The following is an 11,948-nucleotide window of genomic DNA, read 5'->3' on the forward strand; positions in this document are numbered from 1 at the left end:
CGCGGACTGACCAGCGGCCGGTGCGGCGGCACCCAGATTGACGGGGAACGATTCGCGTCCGCCCGCGGACGGCGCGGCGGCCGGACGCGTGACGGACGGCGCGCCGGCGACGCCGCTCGCCGCGGCCGACGCGTCCGGCTCCGGGCCGACGCCGAGACTCTGCTCGCCGATCAGCTTGCGCGCGGCCGCGTTCAGGCAGACCACGGAATTGTCGTGCATGTCCCACGTCCATTCGGCGTGCACCTTGCGCCCCGCGGACATGAACCGCGCGACGATGTGCCACGGCTCATGGTGCCGTCGGGTCGCCGACCAGGAGAGCGTGGAACGGTCGACGCGCGCCGCCAGCAGCGTCATGTCGATGATCTCCTCGAGCGTGCGCAGGCGCGACTCCTTCGGCGCGGGCACGCGTTTGAACTGTTCGATCGCATACTGCTTCTCCGTCTGCACCGACGCGGAGAAGCGGCGGACCAGCGCCTCGGCCAGACCGTAGCGGGCCGCCACCTTCGCCGGGTCGGCGCCCGCGCGGATCAGCTGCTGGATCTGCGAGATCGGCAGCGTGTCCGTCGTGCGCGGCTCGCGGCGCTTCAACGTCTCCGAGCGGATCTGCTTGGCCTCCAGCAGGGCCCGCTCCAACGCTTCGTCCACCGTGACGACGAACCGCTCACCGCCCGCTTCGAACACCAGGTCGCCGGCTTCGGAGACATGGTCGAGACGGGCTCCCCGAGGCGAATTGTCAGGCATGCGCGCACCACTTTCCTCAAAAACTTGTATCACAATACAGTATGCCCCACGTGTCGAACTTTACGAGTATTTGAAATCGTGTATTCTATGGGCGAGTAAACCAGTCTTCGGGCCCCGCGCCACGCGGCGGGCCCCGTGCTACGAAAGGATCGCGATGGCTCAGGATTATGATTCCCCCCGCAACAAGGATGAGGACGAGGAATCGCTGCAGGCTCTGGGGAAGGGCTCGCAGAACTCATCGAGCGACATCGACGACGACGAGAACGCCATTGCCGAGGACTACGAGCTGCCGGGCGCCGACCTGAGCAACGAGGACTCCTCCGTGACGGTCATCCCGATGCAGGGCGACGAGTTCATCTGCTCCGAATGCTTCCTCGTCAAGCACCGCAGCCAGCTCGCCTACATGACCGACGACGGCCAGCCCGTGTGCCAGGAGTGCGCCGCCTGATGACCTTCGATCCCGCGTACAACGAACCCGAGAACACCGAGGTTCTCGTCAAGGCCGTGAATCCGGGCCAGCCGGCCGAACTCGCCGAACTGTTCTACGCCCATGCGGGCGACGCGGGCGCCGACCTGCGCGCCGCCGAGGCGTTCGAGCTGAAGCCGTTCCAGCGGGCCCTCGTACCGACCGGCGTGGCCATCGCGCTGCCCGCCGGCTACGTGGGGCTCGTCCACCCGCGCTCCGGCCTCGCCGCCAAGCAGGGCGTGACCGTGCTCAACGCGCCCGGCACCATCGACGCCGGCTACCGCGGCGAGATCAAGGTGCCGCTCATCAACCTCGATCCGGAGCGCACCGCGCGCTTCGAGGTTGGCGACCGCATCGCGCAGCTCGTCATCCAGCGCTACGTCGAGGCGAGGTTCGTCCCCGCCGAGGCGCTGCCTGGATCCGATCGCGCGGAACGGGGATTCGGCTCCACGGGAGTCGCCTGATACGCGGTAGGATAAACGCGTCGGACGCGTGGAAGACGCGTTAGGATGGAAATCCACACGAGCGAGGGAGGTGCGCCATGGCGGGCGACGAGATGGAATTCGATTCCGCACGCAAACTGGGATGCGAGGTCAGCACCGATCCGATCAATCCGCTGCTGCCGATCATGCAGGCATGCCGCGTCCACCATCCCGACGAGGACCTGACCATCCTCGAACGCGCGTACCGGCGCGCCGTCATCCAACATTCCACGCAACGGCGCAAGTCCGGCGAACCGTACATCATCCACCCGCTCGCCGTCGCGCAGATCCTCGCCGACCTCGGCATGGGCCCGCTCGTCGTCGCCGCCGGCCTCCTGCACGACACGGTGGAGGACACCGACTACACGCTCGACCAATGCCGCGCCGAATTCGGTGACACCGTCACCGGCCTCGTGGACGGCGTCACCAAGCTCTCGAAGATGGAGTACGGCGACTCGGCGCAGGCCGAGACGATCCGCAAGATGGTCGTCGCGATGAGCCGCGACGTGCGCGTTCTCGTCGTCAAGCTCGCCGACCGCGTGCACAACGCGCGCACCTGGCGCTACGTGAAGACCTCCAGCGCCGTGAAGAAGGCGCACGAGACGCTCGACGTGTACGCGCCGCTCGCCAACCGCCTCGGCATGAACGCCATCAAGACCGAGCTCGAGGAGCTGAGCTTCAAGGTCATCTACCCGAAGATCTACAACGAGATCGTCGTGCTCGTCGCCCGCCGCGCCGGGCAGCGCGACGTGTACTTGAAGCAGATCCTCGCCGAGATCAACGAGGACCTCGACGAGCAGCACATCAAGGCGTACGTGACCGGACGCCCGAAGGACTACTTCTCCATCTACCAGAAGATGATCGTGCGCGGCCACGATTTCGCCAACATCTACGACCTGGTGGGCGTGCGCATCATCGTCGACTCGATCCAGGACTGCTATGCGGCGCTCGGCGCCGTGCACGCGCGGTGGAACCCGGTGCCCGGCCGGTTCAAGGACTACATCGCGATGCCGAAGCTCAACATGTACCAGTCGCTGCACACCACGGTGGTCGGCCCCGGCGGCAAGCCCGTCGAGATCCAGATCCGCACGTGGGACATGCACCGGCGCGCCGAATTCGGCATCGCCGCGCACTGGAAGTACAAGGAGAACGGCCAGGCCGGCCGCGCGCTGAGCTCGCCCGACAAGTCCGACCGCAAGCGCGAGGGCTCCGAGAACCAGGAGCTGAGCGAGGCCGACAACCTCAAGTGGATCCAGCAGCTCGCCGACTGGACCAGCGAGACCCCCGACTCCAACGAGTTCCTCGGCTCGCTCAAGGAGGACCTCGGCTCGGCCGAGGTGTACGTGTTCACGCCGAAGGGCAAGATCATCTCCCTGCCGGCGGCCGCCACCCCCATCGACTTCGCCTACGCGGTGCACACCGAGGTCGGCCACCGCACGATGGGCGCGCGCGTCAACGGGCGTCTCGTCCCGCTCGACACGAAGCTCGAGAACGGCGACACCGTCGAGATCCTCACCTCCAAGTCCGACACGGCCGGCCCGTCGCGCGACTGGCTGAGCTTCGCGAAGAGCCCGAAGGCGCGCAACAAGATCCGCCAGTGGTTCTCCAAGGAGCGCCGCTCCGAGGCGATCGAGGAGGGCCGCGACGAGCTGACGCGCGCCATGCGCAAGCGCAGCCTGCCCATCAACACGCTGCTCACGCCCGAGGCGCTGATCGGCGTGGCCGACGAACTGAACTTCCCGAACGCGGACGGCCTGTTCGCCGCCATCGGCGACGGCCAGATCTCCACGCAGAACGTCATCTCGCATCTCGTCAAGGACGCTGGCGCCGACGAGGTCGACGAGGAGATCGAGCAGGAGGTCCTGCCGCTCAAGCCCGTCGAGACGCGCCAGAAGACGAACAGCAGCTCCGGCGTGTCCGTCAAGGGCGTCGGCGACGTGTGGGTCAAGCTCGCCCGCTGCTGCATGCCCGTGCCCGGCGACAAGATCATCGGCTTCATCACGCGCAACCAGGGCGTGTCCGTGCACCGCACCGACTGCCAGAACATGATCGACCTGCAGCGCCGCCAGCCCGAACGCGTCGTCGAGGTCGAATGGACGAGCACGAAGGGCGTGTTCATGGTCAAGATCCAGGTGGAGGCGCTCGACCGGCGCAACCTGCTCTCCGACGTGACGCGCGTGCTCTCCGACCACGGCGTCAACATCATCTCCGGCTCGATCTCCACCGGCTCCGACCGCGTGGCCACCAGCCAGTTCAGCTTCGAGATGGCCGACCCGCAGCACCTCAACACGCTGCTCGCCGCCGTGCGCAAGATCGACGGCGTGTTCGACGTGTACCGCATCACCGGCGCGAAGGACTCCGCCGAGCCGCGCCTGCGCCGCATGCAGTGAGTGCGCGCTGAGTGCGCGCGCTATAAGCAACGTCGATTACGGAACCGCGTTGCGCGCGGCAAACGTTTGTATAGTGGCGAAGCGTTGGGAACGACGAAAGCCGTTCACCGCCGAAATGAATGATGTGAATTGAGAGGGGAAACCATCATGCGCTTCACCAAGTCCGCCGCGGCCGCCCTGACCGTCGTCGCCGTCGCCGCGCTCGGCCTGTCCGCCTGCGGCAACTCGTCCACCGCCACCAGCAAGGAGGACGACAAGACCATCACCGTGGCCGCCAGCCCGACCCCGCACGCCGAGATCCTCAACAAGGCCGTCAAGCCGCTCGTCGAGAAGGACGGCTACAAGCTCGAGGTCAAGGAGTTCACCGACTACGTGCAGCCGAACACCGCCACCGAGGATGGCGAGGTCGACGCCAACTACTTCCAGCACAAGCCGTACCTCGACAACTTCAACAAGGAGAAGGGCACCCACCTCGTCTCCGTCGAGACCGTGCACTTCGAGCCGTTCGGCCTGTACCCGGGCAAGACCAAGAGCCTCGACGCCCTCCAGGACGGCGCCGTCGTGGCCGTCCCGAACGACGCCACCAACGAGGCCCGCGCCCTCCTGCTCCTGCAGGACGCCGGCCTGATCAAGCTCAAGAACCCCGAGGACATCAACGCCACGCCGAAGGACATCACCTCCAACCCGAAGAACCTCCAGTTCAAGGAGCTTGAGGCCGCCGTCGTGCCGACCGTCATCAACGACGTGGACATCGCCGCGCTGAACGGCAACTACGCCATCCAGGCCGGCTTCGACGTCACCAAGGACGCCCTGCAGATCGAGAAGGCCGACGGTCTGGCCGCCAAGACCTACGCGAACATCCTGGTCGTCAAGGAGGGCAACGAGAACACCGCCAAGACCAAGGAGCTCAAGAAGGCCCTCAACTCCAGCGAGGTCCGCGACTACATCAACAAGAACTACAAGGGCGCCGTCGTCCCGGTCTTCTGATCGGCGCTCCAGTCCTTCCGATACCATGCCGCACGGCAGCGAAGGCGTAGCGCGGGAAGCATGACCGCTCCCCGCGCCGCCGGACGCCGTGCGGCATCGTGCGTATCACGACCACATACGACAGGAACCTTCCATGATCCAATTCGACCATCTCAAGAAAAGCTACGGCACCGGCGCGGACGCGCACGAGGTGCTCCACGACATCAACCTGACCATCAACGACGGCGAGGTGTTCGGCTTCCTCGGCTCCTCCGGCGCCGGCAAGTCCACGCTCGTGCGCACCATCAACCTGCTCGAACGCCCCACCGAAGGCAAGGTCGTCATCGACGGCAAGGACGTCTCGCACGTCACCGGCCACGACCTCGCCGAACTGCGCACGAAGATCGGCATGATCTTCCAGGACTTCAACCTGTTCCAGCAGCGCACCGTGCTGCGCAACGTCACCTTCCCGCTCGAACTCGCGCACCGCCCGAAGGCGCAGCGCATCGAACGCGGCAAGCGCCTCCTGCGCCTCGTCGGCCTCGAAGGCTTCGAGGACCGCTACCCGAGCCAGCTGTCCGGCGGCCAGCAGCAGCGCGTCGCCATCGCGCGCGCCCTCGCCAACGAGCCGAAGATCATGCTGTGCGACGAGGCGACCAGCGCCCTCGACTCCACCACCACCGTGCAGATCCTCGACCTGCTGCGCCGCATCAACCGCGAGCTCGGCGTCACGCTCGTCATCATCACGCACTCGCTGTCCGTCGCGCGCAACATCTGCGACCGCGTCGCCATGATCGACGGCGGCAACATCGTCGAGACCGGCGAGACCGCCGCCCTGTTCGCGAACCCGCAGAGCGACATCCTCAAGGCGCTCATCGCCAGCGCCGAGGAGCAGAACGGACGCGACGAGGACGAGGACGGCAAGCCGGTCGAGCCGGCCGGCTCCGACACGGATGACGCGAAGACCGCCGCGAATACCGAGGAGGCACGCTGACATGGGACAGACCATCACCGAATTCATCGCCAACTACGGCGAACTCATGCTCGAAGGCACGCGCGACACGCTCGTCATGACCGCGGGCTCCACCCTGCTCGCCTACGTGCTCGGCGTGCCGCTCGGCGTGCTGCTCACCATCACCGGCGCGAAGTCCATCTGGCCGAACCGTCCGCTCAACACGGTGCTCGGCTGGATCGTGAACATCGGCCGTTCCATCCCGTTCATCATCCTGCTCGTCGCCATCATCCCGTTCACGCGTCTCATCGTCGGCACGTCGCTCGGCGTCGAGGGCGCGATGGTGCCGCTCGTCATCTCCGCCGCGCCGTTCGTGGCGCGCGTCGTCGAACAGTCGCTCGCCGACGTGGACGGCGGCCTCATCGAGGCCGCGCAGAGCTTCGGCGCGAACAACTGGCAGATCGTCACCAAGGTGCTCCTGTTCGAAAGCCTGCCGTCGCTCGTGCGCGGCGCCGCCATCACGTTCATCAACCTGTTCGGCTACTCGGCGATGGCCGGCACCGTGGGCGCCGGCGGCCTCGGCGACATCGCCATCCGCTACGGCTACCAGCGCTACGAGTACGACGTGATGCTCGTCGCCGTGGTCCTGAGCGTCATCCTCGTGCAGGTCATCCAGTCGTTCGGCGACCGGTTCGCCAAGCGCATCGACCACCACGCCCGCTGATTCGCGGGGGAGTCGGCGTCCGGTCGCGGGGGAGTCGGCGACCCGACGGGGCGGCGACCAGCCGGTCCCCGTCCGCTGCCCCCGCTTCCGTCGGCCCGCGTCCCTCCCGTACCCGTATCCGCACGGGGGAGGGACGCGGGCCGACGGCGTCTCCGGCCGCGCAAGCCGTCCCCGTCGTCTTGCGACTATGACAGACTTGACGCCATGACTACGATTATCATGCGCACCTCCGAAGGTGACATCACCATCAACCTGTTCGACGACAAGGCCCCGGAGACGGTCAAGAACTTCCTCGGCCTCGCCACCGGCGAGAAGGAGTGGGCGGACCCGTACACCGGCCAGCCCTCCCACGGCAAGTTCTACAACGGCCTGAGCTTCCACCGCATCATCAAGGATTTCATGATCCAGGGCGGCTGCCCGCTAGGCAACGGCACCGGCGGCCCCGGCTACGACTTCGACGACGAGATCGACCCGACGCTCAAGTTCGACCGCCCCTACCTGCTCGCCATGGCGAACGCCGGCCTGCGCCGCGGCCGCGACGGCAAAATCCACGGCACCAACGGCTCCCAGTTCTTCATCACCACCGTGCCGACCCCGTGGCTCGACGGCCACCACACGATCTTCGGCGAGGTCGCCGACGACCAGTCCAAGGCCGTGGTCGACAAGCTCGAGGCGCTGCCGACCGACCCGATGGACCGTCCGACCGAACCGGCCGTGATTCTGTCCGTCGACGTCGCCGAGTGACGATCCGATAATGCCTCCCTCGTCAGAGGGAGGCATTCCTTTTGATGTTCAGAGCACGTGGAAGTGCTTGAGGGCGTTCATCACGCCGTCGTGGTCGACGTCGTCGGTCACGTAGTCGGCGGCGGCCTTCGGGCCTTCGGTCGCATTGCCCATCGCCACGCCGATGCCCGCGAACCGCAGCATCGTCTCGTCGTTGCCGCCGTCGCCGAACGCCATCACCTGCTCGCGCGTCCAGCCGTGGTGGCGCATGAAGCGCTCCATGCCCTTCGGCTTGCCGCCGTCCGCCGGAATCAGGTCGACGAAGTCCGGATGCCAGCGCACGCCCGCCACGTTGCGGCACAGGCCCACGATCTCCTTCTCCTGCTCGTCGTCGATGTACGGGCTCACCTGGAACGTCTCGTGCGTCTCGGGGCGCGTATGCGGGTCGTCGGTGAACACCTTCGGCGCGGTCTTGCCGAGCTGGCGCCATGTGGCGCGCATCGGCTCGGTCACCTGGTTGAAGTACACGTAGTCGGATTCGCAGAAGTTCGCCACCACGTCCGGATGGCGGTCCAGCCAGGCGACGATCGTGCGCACGTCCGCCGGGTCGAGCGCCTCCTTCTCCAGGAACCCGTCATGGTCGACGCAGTACTGGCCGTTGAGGCCGACGATGCCGTCGAACGTGACCGGGATCATGTCGAGCACGACGGTCATGTGGCTGGGCGCGCGGCCCGAGCAGATGAACACCTTCACGCCCTTCGCCTGCAGCCGGTGCAGCGCGTCGATCGTGGACTGCGGGATCGTGTGCGTCACGAAGCTGGTGAGCGTGCCGTCGATGTCGAAGAACACGGCGCGGATGTCGGGCGTGGTCATGGTGCCTCCTCGCGGGAATCGTCTGGATCGGATCGGTTCGGTCCGCATTCCAGTCTAGGGAGGCGAGGGGAGACGACGGGCGGAACGAGTGTCGGAATCGTCGCCGGACGTATATGCCCCGTCCATGCGGACGCGACCTACAATCGGGCGTATGAGCGAACGCAACGCAACAGACCACGCAGACCACGCAACCGACATCACCGCCTCCGCCGTCGTCGGACACGTCGAGGCCGCCCCGGACCTCGTCGCGATCCGGCACTACCTGCACGCGCACCCGGAACGCAGCTTCAAGGAATACGACACCAGCATCTACCTCGCCGACCAGCTGAAGGCGCACGGCGTGGAGGTCCTCGACAACCCGCTGGAGACCGGCGTCGTCGGCCTCGTCCGCGGCGAGGGCGGCCCCGGGCCGCGCGTCGCCCTGCGCGCCGACATCGACGGCCTGCCCATCGTCGAGGACACGGGCCTGCCGTTCGCCTCCGTCAACGAGGGCGTCATGCACGGCTGCGGCCACGACCTGCACATGACCGGACTGCTCGGCGCCGCGTTCTGGCTCGCCGCGCACCGCGACCGGTTCGCCGGCAGCGTGAAGATCCTCTTCCAGCCGAGCGAGGAGACCGGCCAGGGTGCGTTCGCGATGCTCGACGCGGGTCTCCTCGACGACGTGGACGCGATCATCGGCACGCACAACAACCCGAACTACAGGCCCGGCGAGGTCGCCGTCGGCGTCGAGCCGATGATGGCCGGCTGCGTGCGCTTCCAGGTGACGCTCCACGCGGACGGCACGCACGCCGGATACCCGCACAAGGGCACCGGTCCGATCGAGGCGCTCGCGTCGATGGTGCTCGAACTGCAGACCATCGTCAGCCGCAACGTCAACGCGCTGCACCCGCTGGTCCTGTCCATCACCGAGGTGCACGGCGGCCGCGTGTGGAACGTCGTGCCCGCCGAAGCCGGATTCCAGGGCACCGTGCGCTACTTCCACAAGGAGGACAGCCTGCTCGCCGAACGCCGCTTCAAGGCGGTCGTCGAACATACGGCGGAGGCGTTCGGCATCACCGCGGACGTCGCGTGGGACGACTTCCAGGATCCCGTCGTCTCCGACGCGCCGCTCGCGCGCGCCGTCGCAGCCGACGTGCGCGGCTACGCGGCGCTGGAGCCGATCCGCCCGTCCATGGCGGGGGAGGACTTCTGCGAGTTCGCGCGCACGACACGATCCGTGTTCGCGTTCATCGGATCGAACGGCGAGGAGGGATGCGCCGACTGGCACAGTCCGCGGTTCGTCGGCCTCGACGCGTCGATCCCCACGTTCGTCGACTTCTACGTGAACGCCGCGCTGCGCGTGCTCGCCGAACTCGGAACCTCCGGTTCCGGTTCCGGCGACGCCGCGCGCTGACGCGACGGGACCCGGACGGCGCCTCGGGACGGCGTTGACGGGATGGACGACGACCACGGATTAGGATAGGGAGACATGACACAGATTCGCTTCGCACTCGCCCAGATCGACACCTGCGTCGGCGCGCTCGACGCCAACGCCGCCAAGGTGCTCGACTACAGCCGCCGCGCCGCCGCCGACGGCGCACAGGTCGTCGTCTTCCCGGAGATGACGCTCACCGGATACCCGATCGAGGACCTCGCCCTGCGCCGCACCTTCCGCCAGGCCGCGTGGGACAAGGCCAACGGGCTCGCCGAATCCCTGAGGAAGGAGGGGCTGCGCGACCTGTACGTGGTGGTCGGCACCGTCGGCACCGACCACGAGACCTCCAAGCCGTACAACCGTCTCGTCGTGCTGCACGACGGCGTCGTGTGGGCCGGCTACGACAAGCACTTCCTGCCCAACTACGGCGTGTTCGACGAGTTCCGCATCTTCAAGGCCGGCGAACGCTCCGTCGTGCTCGACGTGGACGGCGCCCGCCTCGGCGTCGCCATCTGCGAGGACATCTGGCAGGACGGCGGCCCCGTCGCCGAACTCGCCGGCCGCGACATCGACGCGCTCGTCACCATCAACGGCTCCCCGTACGAGGAGGGCAAGACCGACGTGCGCCTCGAACTGGCGAAGCGCCGCGCCGCCGAGGTGGAGGCGCCGCTCATCTACGTCAACCAGGTCGGCGGGCAGGACGACCTCGTCTTCGACGGCGGCAGCTTCGTCGTCGACTCCGACGGCACGCTGCTCGAACGCGCCCCCATGTTCATGGAGGATCTCGCCTTCTGGACGCTCGACACGGCGAAGGTGCACCAGGCCAAGTCCACGATCGCGCCGAAGCTCGACCCGGACGAGGAGGTGTACACCGCCTGCGTGCTCGGCCTCAAGGACTACATGGCCAAGAACGGCTTCCACGGCGTCACCCTCGGTCTGTCCGGCGGCATCGACTCCGCGCTCGTCGCCGCCATGGCGGCCGACGCGGTCGGCGGCGACAACGTGCACGGCATCTCCATGCCCTCCATGTACTCCTCCGACGGCTCCAAGGACGACGCCGCCGACCTCGCCTCGAACATCGGCGCCCACTACGACGTGCAGCCCATCGAACCGCTGTTCCACGCCTTCCAGGGCCAGCTCGACCTCGACGGCGTGGCCGCCGAGAACCTGCAGGCCCGCATCCGCGGCGTCATCGTCATGGCCTACTCGAACTCGAAGGGCCTGCTCGCCGTCGCCACCGGCAACAAGTCGGAGCTCGCCTGCGGCTACTCCACGATCTACGGCGACGCGGTCGGCGGCTACGCGCCGATCAAGGACCTGCTCAAGACGCGCGTGTGGGAGCTGTCCCGCTGGCGCAACAAGGCCGCGGCGGCCGGCGTCGGCATCGGCGGCCTGAAGATCGTGGGCAACGAGGAGGGGGATCCGGGCACGCCGCTCGAGAACGGCGTGATGATCCCGGTCGCCTCCATCGAGAAGGCGCCCTCCGCCGAGCTGCGCCCCGGTCAGAAGGACTCCGACTCGCTGCCCGAATACGCGCTGCTCGACCAGGTGCTCGCCGCGTACATCGAACACGCGCACGGCCGCGCCGACCTGCTCGCCGACGGCTTCGATGAGAAGACCGTCGACACGGTGATGCGTCTCGTCGACCGCGCCGAATGGAAGCGTCGCCAGTACCCGCTGGGACCGAAGGTCACCGCGCTCGCGTTCGGACGCGACCGCCGCCTGCCGATCACGAACGCGTTCCGCGAGTAATCGGAAACAACCAGTCGTGCCGTTGCAGAAGTCGCAGAAGGGAGATCATCATGGCGAAGGACACGCGATGGTATTTCAACATGGTCACCGGGGAGCCCGAACAAGGGCCGAAATCCCCGATCGAGCAGCGCATGGGGCCGTACAAGTCCCGTGAGGACGCGCTCGACGCGTGGAGGATCTTCCAGGACCGCGAGACGCTCTGGAAGGAGCAGGACCGCCAGTGGAACCTCGACTGGGACCGGCCGCATAAGGCGTAGCGGCCTTGGGCGGCGGCCCGAGACGGAATGCCCGTCCGGGTCACCGCCGGTTGCGGCAACCGATGGAAACCGGCGCGGGACGGGCGTGTGAACGATAACGTAATGTGAGATATGTCACGCCCGTTTTGCGCCGGTTTCCAGTTTCGTGCGGTTACACTGGGAACCAACGACGACGAAGGTGCGTCGGAAGATACAACACCAAGGA

General features: G+C 67.2%; 12 protein-coding genes. 10 read left to right on the plus strand and 2 right to left on the minus strand.

The window, feature by feature from the left end:
• A partial coding sequence (sepH, locus tag Uis4E_RS09060) for a septation protein SepH (RefSeq protein WP_101622851.1) occupies window positions 1-741 on the minus strand: 741 nt, incomplete at its 3' end.
• 154 nt (window positions 742-895) lie between these two features.
• Here sepH and Uis4E_RS09065 point away from each other — a divergent pair.
• The 7 genes from Uis4E_RS09065 (at window position 896) to Uis4E_RS09095 (ending at window position 7,465) form a co-directional block, all read left to right on the plus strand.
• Window positions 896-1,189 carry a DUF4193 domain-containing protein gene (locus Uis4E_RS09065; RefSeq protein ID WP_034530006.1) on the plus strand — a complete coding sequence of 98 codons (294 nt, stop codon included), beginning with the start codon at window positions 896-898 and terminating at the stop codon, window positions 1,187-1,189.
• On the plus strand, window positions 1,189-1,671 hold the full coding sequence (dut, locus tag Uis4E_RS09070; protein ID WP_101622852.1) for a dUTP diphosphatase: 483 nt from the start codon (window positions 1,189-1,191) through the stop codon (window positions 1,669-1,671). Before Uis4E_RS09065 ends, dut begins: the two co-directional genes overlap by 1 nt.
• Window positions 1,672-1,748: 77 nt before the next feature.
• A complete protein-coding gene (locus Uis4E_RS09075; protein WP_101622853.1) occupies window positions 1,749-4,079 on the plus strand; it encodes a RelA/SpoT family protein in 2,331 nt (776 codons plus the stop codon).
• 147 nt (window positions 4,080-4,226) lie between these two features.
• Window positions 4,227-5,066, plus strand: a complete 840-nt coding sequence (locus Uis4E_RS09080) for a MetQ/NlpA family ABC transporter substrate-binding protein (RefSeq protein WP_101622854.1) — start codon at window positions 4,227-4,229, stop codon at window positions 5,064-5,066.
• Window positions 5,067-5,199: 133 nt separating this feature from the next.
• Window positions 5,200-6,039 (plus strand): methionine ABC transporter ATP-binding protein, encoded by an 840-nt coding sequence (locus tag Uis4E_RS09085; RefSeq protein WP_101622855.1) that lies wholly within the window; start codon window positions 5,200-5,202, stop codon window positions 6,037-6,039.
• Between the two features lies 1 nt (window position 6,040).
• A complete protein-coding gene (locus Uis4E_RS09090) occupies window positions 6,041-6,721 on the plus strand; it encodes a methionine ABC transporter permease (RefSeq protein ID WP_101622856.1) in 681 nt (226 codons plus the stop codon).
• Window positions 6,722-6,925: 204 nt separating this feature from the next.
• Window positions 6,926-7,465, plus strand: coding sequence for a peptidylprolyl isomerase (locus tag Uis4E_RS09095; RefSeq protein WP_101622857.1), 540 nt, complete (start codon window positions 6,926-6,928; stop codon window positions 7,463-7,465).
• A 48-nt stretch (window positions 7,466-7,513) separates the two neighbouring features.
• Here the strand turns inward: Uis4E_RS09095 and Uis4E_RS09100 are convergent, their stop codons facing one another.
• The gene (locus Uis4E_RS09100) at window positions 7,514-8,317 is read right to left on the minus strand and encodes a Cof-type HAD-IIB family hydrolase (RefSeq protein ID WP_101622858.1); all 804 of its coding nucleotides are present in this window, start codon (window positions 8,315-8,317) and stop codon (window positions 7,514-7,516) included.
• Window positions 8,318-8,468: 151 nt separating this feature from the next.
• Between Uis4E_RS09100 and Uis4E_RS09105 the strand changes: the two genes are divergently transcribed.
• The 3 genes from Uis4E_RS09105 to Uis4E_RS09115 all read left to right on the plus strand — a co-directional run bounded on the left by Uis4E_RS09105 (window position 8,469) and on the right by Uis4E_RS09115 (window position 11,743).
• Window positions 8,469-9,713 (plus strand): M20 metallopeptidase family protein, encoded by a 1,245-nt coding sequence (locus Uis4E_RS09105; protein WP_101622859.1) that lies wholly within the window; start codon window positions 8,469-8,471, stop codon window positions 9,711-9,713.
• A 75-nt stretch (window positions 9,714-9,788) separates the two neighbouring features.
• The gene (locus tag Uis4E_RS09110) at window positions 9,789-11,486 is read left to right on the plus strand and encodes an NAD+ synthase (RefSeq protein ID WP_101622860.1); all 1,698 of its coding nucleotides are present in this window, start codon (window positions 9,789-9,791) and stop codon (window positions 11,484-11,486) included.
• 50 nt (window positions 11,487-11,536) lie between these two features.
• Window positions 11,537-11,743: a hypothetical protein gene (locus tag Uis4E_RS09115; RefSeq protein WP_034529998.1), complete on the plus strand. Its 207-nt coding sequence runs from the start codon at window positions 11,537-11,539 to the stop codon at window positions 11,741-11,743.
• The last annotated feature ends 205 nt before the right edge of the window (window positions 11,744-11,948 follow it).

This window comes from Bifidobacterium parmae (assembly GCF_002860365.1).
Lineage (GTDB): Bacteria > Actinomycetota > Actinomycetes > Actinomycetales > Bifidobacteriaceae > Bifidobacterium > Bifidobacterium parmae.